The sequence below is a fragment of the Pseudomonadales bacterium genome, from assembly GCA_024234215.1.
GTDB lineage: Bacteria > Pseudomonadota > Gammaproteobacteria > Pseudomonadales > UBA5862 > JACKOQ01.
The window spans coordinates 20999-40362 of the sequence record JACKOQ010000008.1 but is presented as its reverse complement, the minus strand read 5'-3'; the positions used below and the strand labels follow the sequence as shown (position 1 = coordinate 40362).

16 protein-coding genes are annotated in these 19364 nt (G+C 64.9%); 4 read left to right on the top strand and 12 right to left on the bottom strand.

All coding sequences use genetic code 11. The features are described 5' to 3' along the window. Positions 1-51 precede the first annotated feature (51 nt). The 10 genes from fliE to H7A13_11895 form a co-directional block, all read right to left on the bottom strand. On the bottom strand, positions 52-414 hold the full coding sequence (gene fliE / locus H7A13_11940; GenBank protein MCP5334047.1) for a flagellar hook-basal body complex protein FliE: 363 nt from the start codon (positions 412-414) through the stop codon (positions 52-54). A 299-nt stretch (positions 415-713) separates the two neighbouring features. Beyond that, complete coding sequence (locus H7A13_11935) at positions 714-2075, bottom strand: sigma-54-dependent Fis family transcriptional regulator (protein MCP5334046.1); 1362 nt, start codon at positions 2073-2075, stop codon at positions 714-716. A gap of 44 nt (positions 2076-2119) precedes the next feature. Beyond that, the gene (locus tag H7A13_11930) at positions 2120-3304 is read right to left on the bottom strand and encodes a PAS domain-containing protein (protein ID MCP5334045.1); all 1185 of its coding nucleotides are present in this window, start codon (positions 3302-3304) and stop codon (positions 2120-2122) included. 151 nt (positions 3305-3455) lie between these two features. Then, on the bottom strand, positions 3456-4958 hold the full coding sequence (locus tag H7A13_11925; GenBank protein MCP5334044.1) for a sigma-54-dependent Fis family transcriptional regulator: 1503 nt from the start codon (positions 4956-4958) through the stop codon (positions 3456-3458). A 131-nt stretch (positions 4959-5089) separates the two neighbouring features. Next, on the bottom strand, positions 5090-5857 hold the full coding sequence (gene kdsB / locus H7A13_11920; protein ID MCP5334043.1) for a 3-deoxy-manno-octulosonate cytidylyltransferase: 768 nt from the start codon (positions 5855-5857) through the stop codon (positions 5090-5092). Between the two features lie 3 nt (positions 5858-5860). Next, positions 5861-6898 (bottom strand): tetraacyldisaccharide 4'-kinase, encoded by a 1038-nt coding sequence (locus tag H7A13_11915; GenBank protein ID MCP5334042.1) that lies wholly within the window; start codon positions 6896-6898, stop codon positions 5861-5863. Next, complete coding sequence (gene msbA / locus H7A13_11910; protein ID MCP5334041.1) at positions 6895-8679, bottom strand: lipid A export permease/ATP-binding protein MsbA; 1785 nt, start codon at positions 8677-8679, stop codon at positions 6895-6897. Before msbA ends, H7A13_11915 begins: the two co-directional genes overlap by 4 nt. A gap of 78 nt (positions 8680-8757) precedes the next feature. After that, complete coding sequence (locus H7A13_11905) at positions 8758-9183, bottom strand: biopolymer transporter ExbD (GenBank protein MCP5334040.1); 426 nt, start codon at positions 9181-9183, stop codon at positions 8758-8760. A gap of 54 nt (positions 9184-9237) precedes the next feature. Next, entirely contained in the window at positions 9238-9852 is a 615-nt protein-coding gene (locus H7A13_11900; GenBank protein MCP5334039.1) for a MotA/TolQ/ExbB proton channel family protein, read from the bottom strand. Positions 9853-9855: 3 nt separating this feature from the next. Continuing rightward, complete coding sequence (locus H7A13_11895) at positions 9856-12273, bottom strand: DNA internalization-related competence protein ComEC/Rec2 (GenBank protein MCP5334038.1); 2418 nt, start codon at positions 12271-12273, stop codon at positions 9856-9858. A gap of 76 nt (positions 12274-12349) precedes the next feature. On the opposite strand from H7A13_11895, the gene H7A13_11890 reads away from it, so the two are divergent. Then, positions 12350-12946, top strand: a complete 597-nt coding sequence (locus H7A13_11890; protein ID MCP5334037.1) for a DUF2062 domain-containing protein — start codon at positions 12350-12352, stop codon at positions 12944-12946. On the opposite strand, the gene H7A13_11885 is transcribed toward H7A13_11890, so the two are convergent. Then, positions 12867-13562, bottom strand: a complete 696-nt coding sequence (locus tag H7A13_11885) for an ABC transporter ATP-binding protein (protein MCP5334036.1) — start codon at positions 13560-13562, stop codon at positions 12867-12869. The two genes, H7A13_11890 and H7A13_11885, sit on opposite strands and share 80 nt — an antisense overlap. Then, complete coding sequence (locus tag H7A13_11880) at positions 13555-14799, bottom strand: lipoprotein-releasing ABC transporter permease subunit (protein MCP5334035.1); 1245 nt, start codon at positions 14797-14799, stop codon at positions 13555-13557. Before H7A13_11880 ends, H7A13_11885 begins: the two co-directional genes overlap by 8 nt. Positions 14800-14912: 113 nt before the next feature. Between H7A13_11880 and H7A13_11875 the strand changes: the two genes are divergently transcribed. From H7A13_11875 to H7A13_11865, 3 genes are all read left to right on the top strand, one after another. Beyond that, positions 14913-15551 (top strand): PilZ domain-containing protein, encoded by a 639-nt coding sequence (locus tag H7A13_11875; protein MCP5334034.1) that lies wholly within the window; start codon positions 14913-14915, stop codon positions 15549-15551. A gap of 42 nt (positions 15552-15593) precedes the next feature. Beyond that, the gene (locus tag H7A13_11870) at positions 15594-16631 is read left to right on the top strand and encodes an agmatine deiminase family protein (GenBank protein ID MCP5334033.1); all 1038 of its coding nucleotides are present in this window, start codon (positions 15594-15596) and stop codon (positions 16629-16631) included. Between the two features lie 296 nt (positions 16632-16927). After that, positions 16928-19285, top strand: a complete 2358-nt coding sequence (locus H7A13_11865) for a TonB-dependent receptor (GenBank protein MCP5334032.1) — start codon at positions 16928-16930, stop codon at positions 19283-19285. Positions 19286-19364: the final 79 nt, after the last annotated feature.

Sequence of the window (19364 nt, the reverse complement as noted above, 5' to 3'; positions counted from 1 at the left end):
CCCTGCCTGCGTTGTGAATGTACTGTATTGATATGAAAAATCATTCTTTGATCAGATCGGCATGTTCATGATGGTCTGATAGGCATCGACCACCTTGTTGCGCACCTGGGTCAGCGCCTGGAATGAGAGGCTCGACTTCTGCATCGCCACCATCACCTGGGTGATGTCGACCCCGGGCTGCCCCAGCTCATAGGCCTGCGCCAACTGCGCCGATTTGCTCTGCATGTCGTTGACCCCGTCGACCGCCTGCCGCAACAGGTCGCCGAATCCGCTGCTGGAGGTGACCGCTGGAGCACCGATCCCGGCCATCTCCATGCCGGGCACGCTGCCCACATCGGAACGCTGGCTGTTCATCTCGGCCTTGATCGAGCGCATCTGCTGCAGCAGCTGCTGAATGTCGCTGCGGTCGTTGATGCGGTTCACCATGGTTCTCTCCTGTCATCGACATGGACGGACTTTCGACGTTTTTTGTTCTTCAAACATGTTCCGGGGCAGTTCGGCGTCAGTTCCTTGACGAAACCGCCCTGCTGACCCGGTTCTGCAGCGGTTCGATCAGTAGATAGCAGGGATCAGGCCAACTCTGCGGGGTCATGGCCGCCACGCGCGGGCCAGCGACAGGAATTCGGGAAGGGCTGAAACGACAGCGGCCACTGCTGGAGTGACCGCGTCGAGAACGGGATGTCGTGATGCAGACCGGCGTTCGCTGTGCCAGCTCAGACCTCCAGCGCCAAACCGGCCTCGCGCATCTGTGCCAGCTTGTAACGCAGGGTCCGCTCGCTGATGCCGAGCTGCTGGGCGCTGTCACGGCGACTGCCCTGGCAGCGGCGCAGTGTCTCCATGATCAGGCGATGCTCATGCGACTTCACATCGCTGCCAAGGTCGGTGGCGGCGGTGACTGGCTCGCTGTGCGAGATGGCGACTCTGACAGAATGGGAAGCGGTTCCGGTCAGGGGGCCGAGGTGGAGCTGCGAGAGATCGATCTCACACCCCTCCTGCAGAATCAGCGCCCGCTGCAACACGTTGTCGAGTTCGCGCACATTGCCCGGCCACGGATGGGCCAGCAGCGCGCGCTCGGCAGCCGGCGTCAGCAGCGGCGCCGGGCGTTGGGCACGCTGGGCATGGCGGGCCAGCAGCCGCCGCGCCAGCGGCAGGATGTCTTCGTGCCGCTCGCGCAGCGGCAGCCACTCCAGCGGAAAGACGCTGAGGCGATAGTAGAGATCCTCGCGAAAGCGCCCCTGCTCGACCTCCTGATGCAGCAGACGGTTGGTGGTGGCCAGAATGCGCAGATCGAGTTGCAGGGTGCGCCGGCCACCGATCCGCTCCACCTCGCGCTCCTGCAGCACGCGCAGAATCTTGGCCTGCAGCGGCAGCGCCATCTCGGAAATCTCATCGAGCAGCAGGGTGCCACCGTTGGCCTGCTCGAATTTGCCTGGCTGGCTCTGGTAGGCGCCGGTGAAGGCGCCCTTCTCATGGCCGAACAGCGTCGCTTCGAGCATGTTCTCGGGAATGGCGGCGCAGTTGATCGCGACGAAGGGCTGGCTGGCACGGGGCGAGTGGCGGTGGATGAAACGGGCCAGCTCCTCCTTGCCGGTGCCGCTCTCGCCACAGATCAGCACATTCGAATCGCTCTGTGCCACCCGCTGCGCCAGCGCCAGCAGGCGTCGACTGCTGGCGGCCTCGGCCAGCGGATCATGCTCGTCGATCGAGGTCGCTGGTAGATGGCGCCGCACCGTTTCGATCAGCCGCTCGCTGCTGAAGGGTTTGACCAGATAGTCGGCCGCATCCTGCCGCATCGCCTGCACCGCCTTTTCGATCGAGCCGTAGGCGGTCATCAGCACCACCGGCAACATCGGTCGGCTGCCCTTGACCTGTTGCAACAGCTGATGGCCATCCATGCCGGGCATGTTGACGTCACACAGCAGCAGGCCGGGCTCGATCTGTTCGAGCCGCGCCAGCGCCGCCTCGCCCGAATTGACGCTGCAGGCATCGAAACCGGCCAGCTCCAGGGTTTCGGTCAAGGCCTCGGCCAGATCGAGGTCATCCTCGATCACCAGAATGGTTGTCCGGTTCATCATGGGTTCGGCTCCCGGATTGCGGGTTGGAGGGTGCGGTGCATGGCTCAGGTCAGCCACTGCACGACCGGCAGCCGCAGCTCGGCACGGGCACCGCCCGGGTCACGCCCTTGCAGGCCCGGCAGGTCGGTGAGCAGAAAGTCGCCATGGTGGGCGCGCGCCACCGCCAGCACCACCGGCAGACCGAGGCCGGTGCCGCTGCTCTTGGTGGTGTAGAACTCACCGAGCGCCGCCTGCTCGCGGCCATGCAGTCCAGGGCCGTTGTCATCGACGCGGATGGCGATGTGCTCGGCATCGAGCCGCGTCACAGCCACCCGCAACCGGGGCTGCGCAGTGGCCGCCTGCAACGCATTGTTGATCAGATTGACCACCGCACCGACCAGCACCGCCTGGTTGCAGCGCAGCAGCGCCGGCGGTGCCTCCAGCAGGTAGTCAATGCGGGCACCGGCCGCCGTGACCGCCACCTCGGCGCTGCGCTCGATCTGCTCCAGCAGCTGCGCCAGGGTGATCTGCTCGGTCAGGGTCACCTCACCCTTGATGAACACCGTCATCTGCCGAATCTGCTCCTCCATGTGCTGCAACCGCTCGGTCAGCCGCTGCACTGCACGGTCGCGCCGCTCGGCCGACAGCCGTTCGCTGCGCAACTGGTCGCTGTAGAGCATCGCGGCCGCCAGCGGCGTTCGCAGTTGATGGGCCAGCGCCGCCATCATCCTGCCGAGACTGACCAGCCGTTCATCGCGGTGCAGACGGCGCTGTAGTGCGCGGGTTTCGCTCTGATCGGTCAGCAGGATCAACTGCCCATGCTCCCCCTCCAGCGAGCGGGTGGCCAGTGCGATCAGCCGGCCATCCTTCAGCGAGACCTCATGGCCATCACCGGCCTGCGGTGCGAAACAGCGCTCGATCACTGTCGACCAGCGCGCTCCGAGCAACGGTTCGCCCAGCAGCTCGATCGCGGCCGGATTGCACTCGGTGACGATGCCGCGCTCATCGAGCACCACCACACCACCCGGCAACAGCCGCAGCAGCGCCTCGTGCCGGTCGGCCAGCCGTTCCTTCTGTGCCAGTTCATGCCGTCGCTCGGCACTCTCGCTGGCCAGCTCATCACGCAGTTGGTTGACCCGTTCGCTCAGTGCCCGATAGGCACCGGACGCAGCGGGCGGGTGTGCGCTCAGGCCGACACTTTCAGGCCAGTGAAGCGTTGTCTGAGGCGCGAAGGGAACAGGGTGCAGCATGGGCATCGGTCACCATTCCGTGAGTTCAGGGAGGGCAGCGCGGCGGAAATTCGTCGCGCTGCGGCACTGTTCCCTGAAAATGCAACCGCCATGCCTATTTTATTTTTCTTTTTATTCAACAAGATAAAAACACAAGCCGGATTGTTGACGGCTACTCCCACTCCTTGCGCTGCATGCCGTACTTGCGCATCTTCTCGACCAGCGTGGTGCGGCGCAGGTGCAACTGCTCGGCGGCGCGCGCCACCACACCGTTGTTGTAGTCGAGCGACTGCTGGATCAGCGTCGTCTCCAGATGGCTGATGTACTCGCGCAGGTCGACACCGTTGAGCGGCAGCTTGAGTTCGCGCGGCAGCGCTTCGTCCTGCTGCTGTGGCGGTGTGGAGAGCGGCTGCGCCATGACGGGCAGCGCCTGAGGAATTGGCCGAGGTTCACCCTCGGGCAGGAAGGTCTCGACCTCGCTGTCGTCGTAGCGGTACTTCTTCGGCAGGTCATGCACGCCGATCACGCCATAGGGATGCATGATCGCCATCCGCTCGATCAGGTTGGCCAGCTCGCGCACATTGCCCGGCCAGTCATGGCGACAGAGCGACATGATCGCCGCCGAGCTGAAGCGGGGCGCGCCACGCTCTTCGTGCTCGATGCGGGCGATCAGCTCCTGCAGCAGCAGGCTGATGTCCTCACGCCGCTCGCGCAGCGCCGGCATCTCGATCGGAAAGACATTGAGCCGGTAATAGAGATCTTCGCGGAACTCGCCGCGCTCGATCATCGCTTCGAGATCCTTGTGGGTGGCGGCGATGACCCGCACATCGATCTCGATCGGCCGGCTGCCACCGACCCGCTCGATGGTGCGCTCCTGCAACACCCGCAGAATCTTGACCTGCATGTTGAGCGGCATGTCGCCGATCTCGTCGAGCAGGATGGTGCCGCCATGGGCCATCTCGAAGCGGCCGGCCCGCGCGGTGATGGCGCCGGTGAAGGCGCCCTTTTCGTGGCCGAACAGCTCGCTTTCGAGCAGCTCCGGCGGAATGGCACCGCAGTTGATCGGTACAAAGGGCTTGTCGCGGCGCGGCGAGTGGTAGTGGAGATTGCGCGCCACCACCTCCTTGCCGGTGCCCGATTCACCGGTGATCAGCACGGTGGCATCGCGGTCGGCGACATGGTTCATCATCTCCCGCACCTTCTGGATCGCACGGCTGGTGCCGACCAGACTGCGGAACAGGTGGATCTCACGCCGGCGCGGCGCGCTCTCACCACGCGCCCGCTCATGCTGATCACGGTAGACCCGTGCTCGATGCAGGTGGTCGATCAGCCGGTTGTAACCGAGCGGCCAGGCTTCACGGGCGATCACCATGCGTTTCAGTTCGTTCGGCACGCTCTCATCCGCGGCTTGGCCACTGATGTCGATGACGGCGACACAGCCATCCCACTGGTGAAGCTGGGTCAGCAACTCCGGCAGGGAACCTCCCTCGGCGCGGCTGCCCAGCAGCACTGCCACCGGCGGGCCCTCGGCCTGCGGCGCGGCTTTCAGTTGCTCCCGCCAGCCATGACTGGCCACCACCACAGCCGCTTCACCCAGAAAATCGGTGATGATCCTCAGTTCGGCCTGCCGCGCCGGCTCATCTTCGATCACCAGCAACCACTGCTCATTGCGCATCGACGCTCGATCCTCCTGCTTCCACTGCTCCGCATCCCGTCAGACCGGTTTGGGAGTCAAACAACTGTCAGCCCTGCCTTGAGCCTAGACCATTTTCTGACGCCGCGCCGAGATTGGCCGGCAATTTTTCGTCACGGCATTCGCATCTGCCAGAGCCGGTTGATCCGTTCGAGATCTTCCGGGGTGTCGACCCCCGGTGGCGGCGTGACCTGCGCCAGCTCGACCCGGATGTCGATGCCCTGACTCAGCAGCCGCAACTGCTCCAGTGCCTCGATCCGCTCCAGCGTGCCGATCGGCCAGCGGACGAACCGATGCAGCAGCCCGGCACGGTAGGCATAGAGACCGATGTGGCGCAGCGCCGGCACGCCCGCCTGCTGCCAGGCCACATCGCTGTCGAGCGCAATGCCACGTGGATACGGAATCGGCGCGCGGCTGAAGTAGAGCGCATGGCCGCGCTCGTCACGCACCACCTTGACGACATTGGGGTTGAAGAAGTCCTCCCGCTCGACGATCGGCTCGCAGAGCGTGGCCATCGGTGCGGTGCCATGCAGCAGTGCCGCCGCCACCTGGTCGAGCAGTTGCGGCGGAATCAGCGGCTCGTCGCCCTGCAGGTTGACCACGATCTGCTCCGGCGCGTAGCGGCGCAGCCGCACCACCTCTTCCAGCCGGTCGGTGCCGGAGGCATGTTCGGTCGAGGTCATCACCACTTCGGCGCCAAAACCGCGCGCCACCTCGGCGATACGCAGATCGTCGGTGGCGATCACCACCTCCCGTGCCTGACTGCGCCGCGCCTGCTGATGGACCCGCTGGACCATCGGCAGGCCACCCACCAATGCCAGCGGTTTGCCCGGCAAGCGGGATGAGGCATGGCGGGCCGGAATCACCACCACGAAATCCACTGCTCACTGCTCCTTGGGGGGTGTGGCACCGCAGGGCTGCGCCAACTGTGCCAATTGCACATGCAACGCCTGCCAGAAGCGCTCCGGCAGTTCGGCCTCGACCCGCAGCCACCAGTGGTGCGGGCGGGCGAAGGCGGCACATTTGACGGCATCTTTCTCGGTCATGATCAACGGATGGCCGTCGGCCGGCAGATCGGCCGCAGCAAAACGGTGGTGATCGGCAAACGGATGTTCGATCGGGTCGAAACCCAACTCGCGCAGCGTGGCGAAAAAGCGCTGCGGATGGCCGATGCCGGCCAGCGCATGGACCCGACGCTCACCCTGCCAGGCGGTCACTTCGATCTCTTCGCCGGTCACCAGATTGACCAGATGCTGCGGCTTGAGCCGCATCGCCACCGCGCCATCGGACTCACTGCCGGCAGCGCCGTTGACCACCCGGTAATCGACACTGTCGAGCCGGTCGAGCGGGCTGCGCAGTGGTCCGGCCGGCAGCAGCAGGCCATTGCCGAAGCGGCGCTGACCATCGATCACGACGATTTCGATCTCGCGCGCCAGCCGGCGGTGCTGCAGGCCATCATCGCACAGCAGCAGGTCAACCTCTTCAGCGGCCAGCAATGCCCGCGCGGCACGCACCCGGTCGGGGTCGATCATCACCGGCAGACCCGTGCGCCGCGCCAACAGCAGCGGCTCATCACCACACCGGGTCGCATCCTCCTCTGATTCGACCCGATGGGGCAGGCTGGACGGTGCCGCGCCATAGCCCCGGCTGAGTATGCCCGGCCGATAGCCCCAGGCTTGCAGCTGCTCGGCCAATGCGATCACCAGCGGGGTCTTGCCGGTGCCACCGACCGTGAGGTTGCCGACCACCAGCACCGGACAGCCCACCTGCCGTGCAGAGAGGATGCCGTGCCGATAGAGCCATTCACGCAGCGCCAGCAGCCGTCCGTAGAGCCAGGCCAGCACCCTGCTGCCGGGCAGCGGCGGCCCTCCCGCATACCATGCGTGCAGCAGCCGCGCCTCGATCCGACCGCGCAACGTCATGGCGTGACCACGGGCGCCGCCTCGTCGGCGAACTGCCGTTCATACAGTGCGGTGTAGGCACCGTTGCGCGCCAGCAGCTCGGCATGGCTGCCCGACTCCAGCAGTTCACCTCCCTCGATCACCAGAATCTGGTCGGCGTGGATGATGGTCGAGAGGCGATGGGCGATCACCAGCGTGGTACGGTTCTTCATCACCTCCTCCAGCGCCGCCTGGATCTTCTGCTCCGACTCGGTGTCGAGCGCCGAGGTGGCCTCGTCGAGAATCAGGATCGGCGCATCCTTCAGAAAGGCGCGGGCAATGGCGATGCGCTGGCGCTGACCGCCGGAGAGCATGACGCCATCGTCTCCGACCAGTGTGTCGAAGCCGTCGGGCAGCTTCTCGATGAACTCCAGCGCATGGGCGCGCCGTGCCGCTTCGCGAATCTGCACCTCGCTGCGACCGGCCGTGGCGCCATAGGCGATGTTGTTGCGCACCGAGTCGTTGAACAGCGTGATCTGCTGCGAGACATAGGCGATCTGGGCGCGCAGGCTGGCCAGTCGCAACTGCCCGATCTCGATGCCGTCGAGGGTGATCTGGCCGGATTGGTGGTCATAGAAGCGCGGCAGCAGGCTGACGATGGTCGACTTGCCGCTGCCGGAGCGCCCCACCAGTGCCACCATCTTGCCAGCCGGAATCGAGAAGGAGATCTGCTTCAACACCGGCAACTCACCGCCGTGGTAACCAAAGCTGACATCGCGGTAGTCGATGTCGCCGCGCGCCCGCTCGATGCTGAGCATGCCGCCGTCCGGTTCCGACGGCTGATCGAGCATGTGAAAGATCTCATCGGCCGCCGCCAGACCGCGCTGGATGATCGACTGCACATCGGCCAGCATCTTCGCCGGACGTGCCAGCAGGCTGGCCGCGGTGATGTAGGCGACGAAGCCACCGGGACTCAACTGATCGACCAGCGTCGGATCGAGCGCCAGCCACATCAGCAGCGCCATCGCCAGCGACACCAGCAGCTGCACCGCCGGTCCGTTGCTCGCTTCGGTCGCGGTCAGCTTCATCAGCTGCTGACGGTTGAAGTTGCTGACCCGCTGGAATCGCGCCTGTTCACTCGCCTCGCCGCCGAAGATGCGCACCTCGCGGTAGCCATTGATCATCTCACCGGTGACATGGGTGACATCACCCATCGAGTGCTGGATGCGCCGGCTGATGCGTTTGAAGCGGCGCCCGGCATAGCGGACGATGAAGAAGATCGGCGGCGCCACCACCAGCAGCAGCAGTGACAGCTTCCAGTTCATCCACAGCAGGTAGGCCACCAGTCCGATCAGGAACAGCCCATGCTCCAGCATGATCTTGCCGGCCTTGGTGATGGCATCGGTCACCTGCGTGACCTGAAAGGTGATCATCGAGATCAGATGCCCGCCCGCATGGGTGTCGTAATAGACCGCCGGCAGCGTCATGAACTTGCCGAACACCAGTTGCCGCAGGTCGAACACCAGCGCGTTGCTGACATAGGCCATCGAGTAGTTGCCGACAAAACTGCCCAGACCGCGCCCGCCGATCAGGGCCACCATCGCCAACGGAATGAAGGCGCGATAGCCCGGCTGTTTCTGGCTCAGGGAGTCGATGATGGTCTTCATCAGCTCGGCGGCGCCGATGCTGGCACCCGACATCAGCAGATAACCGAAGAGTGCCAGCAGCAGAAACTTCCAGTAGGGGTAGGCATGGCCAAGCAGCCGGCGATAGACCATCCAGTCGGTGCGAGCCACTTCGGTGGCATCGGGCGTTCGATTCATTGCGACCTGTGATTGACAGCGCCCGGTGGCGGGCGGTCGACAATTATCCCCGATTCAACCGGCAGACCCAAACCGCCGTCACTGTCCGGCCGGCTGCTGGGTGGTGATGCTGAGCCGGGCAAAACCGAGCTGGGCCGCGGCATCCATCGCCGTCACCACCGCATGGTGCGGGGTCTGCCGGTCGGCGGTGATGACGAACGGCAGGTTGCGGTCACTGCCGACCTGGGCGATCAGCGCCGCCTTCAGAGCATCGAGGCTGGCATTGGGCAGTGGCAGGGCGTTGAGGCGGTACTCGCCGCTGGCGCTGATGGTGATTTCGATCCGCTTCTCATCGACCGGCGTCTGTGCGCCACCGGCCTCGGGCAGGTCGACCTTGAGATTGCTCTGCTTGGTGAAGGTGGTCGAGACCATGAAGAACAGCAGCAGCACGAACATCACGTCGATCAGCGAGGTGACGTTGATCGCGGTGTCGATCGGATCCTCGCGGCGGCGGCGAAACTTCATCGGCGCGCCTGCATGGCCGGCGCAAAACGGGAATGGAGGGTCATGCAGCGCACCTCAACCAAGATCACGTTCACTGTGCAGCACCTCGACCAGCTTGCGTGCCTCCTGCTCCAGTTCGACCACCAGATTGTCGACCCGGCGCAGAAAATAGCGGTGCAGCACCAGCGCCGGAATGGCGACACTGAGGCCGGCCGCGGTGGTGATCAGCGCCTCGGAGATGCCGCCGGCCAGCGACGAGACATTGGTGGCGCCCTGCCCCATCATCACCGCAAAGATCTTGATCATGCCGAAGACGGTGCCGAGCAGCCCCAGCAGCGGTGAGATCGCTGCGACGATGCCGAGCGTGTCGAGGTAACGCTCCAGCTCATGAATGACATGGCCGGCCTCCTCCTCGATGCACTCCTTCATGATGTTGCGGCCGTATTTGGAGTTGGCCAGCCCCACCGCCAGAATGCGCCCGAGCGGCGACTCCTCCTTCAGCTTCTTCAGCTTGTCGCTGTCGAGCTGGTTGTTCTTGATCCAGCCCCACACCTGAATCAGCAGGTTGTCCGGCAGGATGCGACGGCGATTCAGCGTCCACGCCCGCTCGAAGCCGATGGCCAGTGCAATCACCGAGCAGAGCAGAATCGGCAGCATCACCCAGCCGCCGGCAACAATGATCTCCAGCACCTGTCATTTCTCCTTGCGCGAATCCGATTCATGGGGCATCAGCGCCGCATCGGCAGCCGACGCGGACAGCCGATCGTACCAGTAACGCCGTGCCTGTTGCCGTGCCAGACTTGGCGGCGCCATCCCGCCCCCACTTTGTATAGCGTAGCCGACGGCGCCAGTGGCGGCGCTATTGTAGAGAGTCGCGCCGGTTTCGACATACCGCTGCACCACCTGCGGATGCGGATGGCGGTAGCTGTTGCGGTAACCGGCCGAGAAGATCACCTGTTTCGCGGCCACTGCATCGATGAAGTCCGGCGTCGACGACGAATTGCTGCCATGGTGCGGCGCCACCAGCAGCGTGGCCTGCAGCGCACTCCCCCAGCGTTGCAGCAGTTGCCGCTCGGCAGCTGCCTCGATGTCACCAGTGAGCAGGATCGACTGGTCACCCGATTTGATCTGCAACACACAGGAGTTGTTGTTGTCACTGCCGAACCGCGGCAGGTCCGGATGCAGAAAACGGAATTCCACCTCCTGCCAGCGCCAGCCATCGCCACTGCGGCAGGGATGCAGATCGATCTGGTCGCGCTGCAGGCCCCACAGCGAATCACCGCTGACATAGACCCTGCCGACCGGAACCTCCCGCAGCAGCCCCGCCGCGCCGCCATCATGGTCGCGGTCGGCATGGCTCACCACCAGGGCGTCGATCACGGTTCGGCCACGCCAGCGCAGATAGGGGGCGATGATCTGACTGCCGGCATCGAACCGCTCACTGGCATGGGGGCCGGTGTCATAGATCAGCAGCCGCTCACCCACCTCGACCACCACCGCCAACCCCTGCCCGACATCCAGCACCGTCAGCCGCAACGGCTCCGAGTCGGTGTGCCGCACCGGCATCAGCCACAGCGGCAACAACAACAGCAACGCCCAGGGCCGTCCCGGCAAGGTGCGCGGCAACAGCCAGAGCAGCAGCGCCGGCAGCAATAACCACAGCAGCCACGCTGGCGGCTGAATCACCCGGGCCGCGGCCAGCGGCGAGGCCGCCATCCAGTGCAGAAAGCGATCGGTCAGGTCGAGCAGCCAGTCACCGCCAGCAAAGAGCAGATCGGCCAGGGTCGACGACAGTGGCGTCAGCAGCGTGGCCAGCAGCAACAGTGGCACCAGCAGCAGGTCGAACAGCGGCACCACCAGCAGGTTGGCGATCGGCGAAGCCAGGCTGGCGCTGTAGTTCCACCACAGCAGAATCGGCAACATCGCAAAGAACAGTCCCCACTGCGCCAGCCACCACTCCCGTCCAAAGCGACGCAGCCGGCTCCACTCCTGCTGCTGCGTGCCCTGAAACAGCAGCATCAGCGTCATCACCGCACCAAAGGAGAGCCAGAAACCGCTGCTGCTCGGCGCCAGCGGGTCGCTCAGCAGCACCAGGCTGAGCGCCAGTACCAGCCCGAACCAGGGGTCGATCTGCCGCCGCAGCAGCTTCGCCACCATCCAGATGGCGGTCATGATCAGGGCACGGGTCGCCGCCAAGGCAAAACCGGCCAGTGCGGTGTAGAGGGCGGCACCAAGCAGCGCGCTCCAGGCCGCGACACTGCTGGCCGACCAGAGCAGTCCCGGGGCCAGCAGATGGCGCCCAACCCATCCGCCCAGTTGATGACAGCACCAGGCCACCAGCGCGATGTGCAGTCCGGAGATCACCATCAGATGGATGGTGCCGGTGGCGCCGAACAGCCGCCACTCCTGCGGCGTCAACTGCGAACTTTCACCGATGATCAGCGCCCGCATCAGACCGGCATGGCGTCGCTCGTGCAGCTGCGGCACCAACAGCCCATCAACCCAGGCGCGCAACTGGCTGTCCCAAGCGTGCCAGCCGGCCGGGGCACTGCGCAGGTTGTCATCGCCACTGCGCACATAACCGGTGGCATCGATGCCCTGCCGGAACAGCCAGGCTTCGTAGTCGAACCCCCCCGGATTGACCGAACCATGCGGCCGCTTGAGCCGCAGCCGCAACTGCCACTTCTCTCCGGGTGCGACCGGCGGCGCATCACGCCAACTGAGCCGCAACCGTCCCACCCGCTCCAATGCGGCCGGCACCTCACCGTCGGGTTCGGAGGGCAGCCAGCGCTCGACATCGAACAGAAACAGCGCCTCCGGCCGTTGCGCAGCGCCGGTGCGCCACTGCGGCAGGCTGCCGATCACCCCTTCTACCCGCAGATCGACCCCCTCGAATTCGGCGGGCAGCTTGCTGGCGAGACCAAGACAACCATAGCCGGTCGCCCACGACAGACCGATGAAAAATGCCAGTGCCGGCGCCACTGCCCTATACTTGCAGCGAAGCAGCGCCAGAAGCACGACGCAACTGGCCAGCAGAGTCCGGTCGGGCAGTTCTGGCAGCAGTGCGACCAGCGCAATGCCGCCACACAGTGCCAACAACCGTGCAACCATTGGCACCCTTTTTGATCCAACTCCGTTGCGTGCCCCGATCATCATGCTGTCATCGAAACCGGATTAGCTTCCATTCATGCCCAGACGCATTTTTAAACGGATCGCCCCCGATCCGCACAAGATCAGGGAGCAGCGCGCACTGCGTTTTCTCGGTGAAACGATTCACCATCCAGCGCTGTGGCACTTCAGCCGCCGCTCGGTGGCGACCGCCTTTGCCATCGGCATCTTCTGCGCGATCCTGCCGATGCCCGGTCAGATGGTGCTGGCCACGCTGCTGGCGCTCTGGCTGCGCTGCAACATTCCGATTGCCGCTGGACTTGCCTGGGCCACCAACCCGATCACCGCCCCGCCGATTCTCTATGTGACCTACCGCACCGGCTGCTGGCTGCTGGGGCAGGAGCCGCAGATCGATCACATCGAGGCTTCGTTCGAGTGGCTCAAGGAGTTCGCGCTGAGCGCCTGGGAGCCGCTCTGGGTCGGCTCGGTGGTGGTCGGCCTGCTGCTCGGTGCGGCGAGCTATCTGGCGATCCGCATGGTCTGGCGCTGGCACATCACCCGGAAGTGGCAGCGTCGGACTCCGACCCGTCCCGCGCTCAATCCTGTGGCAGCAGCCGTCCCGCTTCCAGCCGCAATACCCGATCCATCCGCTCGGCAAATGCCTGGTCATGAGTGATGACGACGAAACAGGTGTCGCCGCCTTCGCTGAGGCGGGCCATCAGCTCCTGAATCTCGTTCGAGGTGCGTGAGTCGAGGTTGCCGGTCGGCTCATCCATCAGCACCAATGCCGGACCATTGACCAGGGCCCGCGCAATCGCCACCCGCTGACGTTCGCCACCCGAGAGCTCGCTCGGCTTGTGCTGCAACCGGTGGCCCAGCCCGACCTGCTGCAACATCTGCGTCGCCTGCTCGCGCGCCAGCGCCACGGCGTGGCGGTTGAGCAGCAGCGGCAGCGCGACATTCTCCAGCGCCGTGAACTCCGGCAGCAGGTGGTGGAACTGGTAGACGAAGCCGATCTGCTCGTTGCGGAATCGGCACAGCGCACGCTCATCGAGCGTCTTCAGATCGATGCCGGCCAGTCTGACCTGACCGGCGGTCGGATGGTCAATGCCGCCCAGCAGATTGAGCAGGGTGGTCTTGCCGGAGCCGGAGCTGCCGACCACCGCCACCCGTTCGCCGCGCCAGGCCGCGAAATCGACACCGCGCAGCACCTGCACCTCTTCGGGCCCCTGGTGGTAGGTCTTGATCAGACCACTGCCCTGCAGCACCGGCTGCGCTGATCTGCTACTCATAACGCAGCACCTCGGCCGGTTCGATGCGGGCCGCCCGCAACGCCGGATAGATGGTGGCGAGAAAGCTCATCGTCAGCGTGGCACCGCAGACGATGGCGACGTCGCTCCAGAGCAGTTGCGAGGGAAAGTAGTCGATGAAGTAGACATCGGAGCTGAGAATGCGGTGGCCGCTCAACCGCTCCAGCCACTCGACCAGGTCGGTGATGGTCCAGGCCAGCAGGGTGCCGAACAGCGTGCCCATCAAGGTGCCCACCACACCGATCACCGACCCCTGCACCATGAAGATGCCGAGAATCGTGCGCGGCGTCGCGCCCAGCGTGCGCAGAATGGCGATGTCACCCTGCTTGTCGACCACCAGCATCACCAGCGAGGAGACGATGTTGAACACCGCCACCGCGACGATCATCATCAGCAGCAGCCCCAGCATCCGTTTTTCGAGCTGGGTGGCCTGATAGAGGTTGCCATGGCTGTGGGTCCAGTCACTGGCCCGAAAGGTTCCGGGCAGATCGCGCGCCACCTCCCAGCTCACCCGTGGCGCCATGAACAGATCCTGCAGCTTCAGCCGCAGGCCATGCACCTCGCCGGGAATGCGGAACAGCGTACCGGCATCCTCCAGATGAATCACCGCCAGCGAGGCATCCAGCTCGGCCCGCAACCGGAACAGCCCGACCACGGTGAAGCGTTTCAGCCGTGGATAGATCCCGGCCGGCGAGACATTCGCCTCCGGCATCACCAGCGTGACCTTGTCACCGACCCGCACCCGCAGGATCGCCGCCAGCAGATCGCCCATGACGATGCCATATTCGCCGGGCCTCAGCGCCTCCAGCGTGCCGGCGACCATGTGCTGCGGCAGGATCGACACCCTGGGCTCCAGCTCCGGCAAAATGCCCTGCACCAGGGCACCGCGCACCTGGCCGTTGGCCGCCAGCATCCCCTCGCCATTGATGTAAGGGGCAAAGCCGACCACCTCAGGATGCTTCTGCAACTGCGCTCCCAGCGACTGCCAGTCGGCCAGCGCCCCCTGCTCGGGAAAGACGGTCGCGTGCGGCACCATGCCCAGAATGCGGTCACGCAGTTCGCGATGAAAGCCATTCATCACCGACAGCACCACGATCATCACCGTCACCCCCAGCGTCAGGCCGATCGCCGACACCAGCGAGATGAACGAGATGAAGTGGTTGCGGCGCTTGGCACGGGTATAACGCAGCCCGATGAAGAGCGGCAGCGGTCTGAACATTCGGCATCAACCTGTGGGAGAAATTTTCGGCTCACCAATGCGCTGCCAATCCCATGCTAGACTTTTTTTATCCATGGAATCAGAGCAGGCAAGACCAGAAGCTGGATCACGACATGAACCAACACAAGGAGCGGCGCGAATATTACCGCATTCAGGACACGCTGGCGCTGGAATTCCAGAGCGTGCCCAAAGAGCAGGCGCTGGCACAGACACCCGTCATGCCATTCACGCTGGACCCACGCTTTCAGGTTCTGCACGCGCTGCATGAACTCGACCATGAGTCACATGCCACCCTGCGGCAGATCAGCGATGCAGACCGCCATCTGGGCAGCTATCTGCGCACCCTCAACCGCAAGATCGAACTGATCGCCATGGGGATGTTCGCCAGCTCGAACAGCGAGGCCCCCTCCCCGACCCACGATGTCACCCTGAGCGAGAGCGGACTGTCGTTCCGCCATGAACAGCCGCTCGCGCCCGACAGCCATCTCGCGCTGAAGCTGGTGCTCTTTCCCGCCTACTTCGGTCTGCTGCTGTTCGGCCGGGTGGTACAATGCACTCCGCTCGCCCCGCCTGACGCCGGCAACCAGAGCTCGGCCGCACCCACGGCGCGGCTGTTCAACATCGGTGTCGAATTCACCCATGTCCAGGAGAGCGAACGGGAGCTGCTGGCCCGCTACATCCTGCGCAAGCAGGCGCAGCAGCGGCGCGAGCAGCGCAATCGCAGCAAACCGGATTCACCCGAGAATGGCTGAGCCTGCCCATCGGTTTTCACCGCCGCCTTCGAGAGATCATCGATGAACCACCCCCGCCACCTGCCCGCCGAATGGGCACCGCAGTGGGCCGTCATGCTCACCTGGCCCCATGCCGGAATGGACTGCCAGCGCAACTTCGCCGAGGTCGAGGCGCTCTTTCTGACCTTGGCCAGCGCAATCGCCCAACGCCAGCAACTGATCGTAAGCGTCACCCAGCCGCAACAGCTCGACGCCCTGCGCGACCATCTGCGACAGGCCGGCATTGCGGCGCAGCGGCTGATCGGTCAGGTGGTGCCAGCCAATGATTTCTGGGCACGCGACCATGGTCCGATCACCGTTCTGAGCGGTGACCAGCCGCGACTGCTCGACTTTCGCTTCAACGGCTGGGGCGGCAAGTACCCGGCCGAACTCGACAACCAGATCAGCAGCCAGCTGCATCGGCGCGGCGCATTCGGCAGCGCCGCCCTGGAGCCGATCGACTGGGTCTTCGAGGGCGGCAATCTGGAGTGCGATGGCGCAGGCACCCTGCTGCTGAACCGGCAGAGCGTGCTGACGGCGAGCCGCAATCCGGGATTGAACGAGGCGATGGTCGAGGCCGAATTCCGCCGCCTGCTCGGCATCGACCGCGTGCTGTGGATCAGCCATGGCCACATCGAGGGTGACGACACCGACGGCCACATCGACGTGCTGGCCCGCTTCACCGACCCCGACACCCTCTGCCACATCAGCACCGAAGATCGGGATGACCCCAACTTCGCCGAACTCGACGCCATGGCCGCGGAGCTGCGTGCCCTGAGAAAGCGTGACGGCACCCCCTATCGGCTGGTGCCGCTGCCACTGCCCGCCGCTCAGCGGAGCCTCGGCGGTGAACCGCTGGCACTCAGCTACGCCAACTTTCTGATCATCAATGGCGCGGTGCTGCTCCCGGTCTACCGCGATCCGGCCGACCGGATCGCCCTGGCGCAACTGGCCCGCTGCTTCCCCGACCGCGAGATCGTGCCGATCATGGCGCTGCCACTGGTCGAACATGGCGGCAGCATCCACTGCGTCACCATGCAACTGCCGGCCGCACGCTGGTAAGCACCAACACGAAGCCGGCACTTCAGCCACAGCGCACTCCCCGATCGAAACCGCTCTGCTGCACCAGATCGGCAAAGCCCCGACACGCCTGCCATGCAGGCATGGATCGGTGACGAGAAGATTGCGCCGTCCCTGCCCTGCGACAATTTGTCACATTTTTCCTGCCCGCTCGCCTGAGTAACATCCCTGCCGCAACCTGCCAGGTCGATCACGATTGGGTCGGCTCCCTTGATTCGAATGATGCGCATCGCGAATTGAACCCATCCGCGCCCCAGCCTGCCTTCCGGTGACCGAGAATGAGACGATCGACCGCCCCCCTGCGACTGCGACCACTGTTTCTGACACTGCCAGTGGCACTGACTGCCACCCACGGCAACGCCGAACCCTCCTACGAGCTGCCGACGATCGCCGTGGAGGAGTCCGCGCTGCGCGCGGCCTTCGATGGCACCACCATCAACAGCGACCAACTGCGCTGGCGGCGCGCCATCTCCAGCGACAGCGCCACCCTGCTGAAGGATGTGCCCGGTGTCAGCCTCTACGGCGCCGGCGGCGTCTCCAGCCTGCCGGTGATCCACGGGCTGGCCGACGACCGGCTGCGCATCAAGCTCGACGGCATGGATCTGATCGCCGCCTGTCCCAATCACATGAACCCGGTGCTCTCCTACATCGACCCGACCCAGGTCGGCAGCATCCGCGTCTATGCCGGCGTCGCCCCGGTCAGCGTGGGCGGCGACAGCATCGGCGGCGCCATCGTCGCCGAAACGGCGGAGCCGAAATTCGCCGCACCGGGCGAGGGCAGTCTCACCGCCGCCGATGTCAGCACCTTCTATCGCAGCAACGGCAACGCCCGGGGCGCGAACCTGGCCGCGACCTATGCCACCGAAGCCGTCAGCCTGAGCTACTCGGGCGCCACCGCCGAGGCCGACAACTACGACGCCGGCGGCCACTACAAGAACTTCGTGATATCGGGCATCGCACCCTACGTCGAGCCGGACGAGGTCGGCTCCACCGCCTACGAGACGCGCAACCATACGCTGGGCGTCGCGATCCGGCACGCCAACCACCTGGCGGAAGCCAAGTTCGGCTACCAGGACCTGCCCCACCAGCTCTACCCGAACCAGCGCATGGACATGCTCGACAACGAGCAGAAACGGCTCAACCTGCGCTACCGCGGCCAGTTCGACTGGGGTGCGTTCGACGCCCGCGCCTACCATGAAGAGGTCGACCACTTCATGGATTTCGGCCAGGACAAGGTCTACAACTACGGCGCCCTGATGCCGCCCAACACCACCGGCGCCACCTATCTGGTCAACGGCATGCCGATGTATACCGAGGGCAAGACCGATGGCGTTTCGCTGCGCGGAGACATCGATCTCGGCGCGCCCGACCTGCTGCGCATCGGCCTCGACCTGCAGCAATACCGCCTCGACGACTGGTGGCCGCCAGCCCCCAACTGCGGCGTCGGCAACTGTGTCGGCGGCATGGCGCCGCTGACCTTCTGGAACATCAACGACGGCGAGCGCGACCGTCTGGGCCTGTTCGCCGAGTGGGAAGCGCGCTGGACGCCGCAGTGGCTGTCGCTCGTAGGCATCCGCAGCGAGCGGGTCGAGACCGATACCGGCCCGGTGGTGGGCTACAACACCAGCACCACGCCGCTGTCGATGGGTTTCATGAAAAACATGTACGAAGCCAGCTCGGTGGGCACGCGCGCGGATTTCAACGCCATGGACCGCAGCCGCACCGATCACAACCTCGACCTGTCGGCCATCGCCCGCTACACCCCCGATGCCAATCTCACCTTCGAGTTCGGCCTTGCGCAGCAGACCCGGTCGCCCAACCTGTACGAGCGCTACGCCTGGTCGCGCAACGTGATGGCGCTGGAGATGAACAACTTTGTCGGCGACGGCAACGGCTATCTCGGCAATCCGAACCTGGACCCGGAGGTGGCGCACACCCTGAGCGTCACCGGCGAATGGCACAGCAGCGATGGCGAATATCAGGCCCGCGTCACGCCCTACTACACCCGCGTCAAGGATTACATCGACGCCGTGCAGTGGAACGCCTCCACCAACCTGCCGGCCAATCCCGTGGTGCCCGGACAGTTCGTGGTCATGAAATACGAAAACCAGCAGGCCCGGCTCTACGGCGTCGATCTGTCGGGCAAGATGCCCCTCGGCAAGACGTCCATCGGCACCTTCGGTCTCACCGGCTTGGTCAACTACACCGACGGCGAAAATACCGATACCCACGACGACCTCTACAACATCATGCCGCTCAATGCCCGGGTCTCGCTGACCCATCAATACGGTGGCTGGGACAACGCCCTCGAATGGGTGGGAGTGAAAGGGAAAAAGGAGGTCTCCGACGCGCGCAACGAGATCAAGACCCCGGGTTACGGCCTGGTCAACCTGCGCAGCGGCCATGCCTGGCAAAAACTGCGCGTCGACGTCGGCGTCGAGAACCTGTTCGACCGCATGTACTACCTGCCCCTGGGCGGTGCCTACGTCGGCGAGGGCGCGACCATGTCGTTCAACAAGGAGGCCGGCAACGTCGCCAGAAGCGGCATGGGACTCAGCGGCACGCAGAGCATGTGGGGCACCGCGGTGCCCGGCATGGGTCGCTCCATCTATGCCGGCATCAGCTACAGCTTCTGAATGACCGACATGCGCAACCCGGCGCCTGCGCACGCTGCCTTGTCGCGTGTTGACCCGCTGCTCCATTCCTGCGACAGAA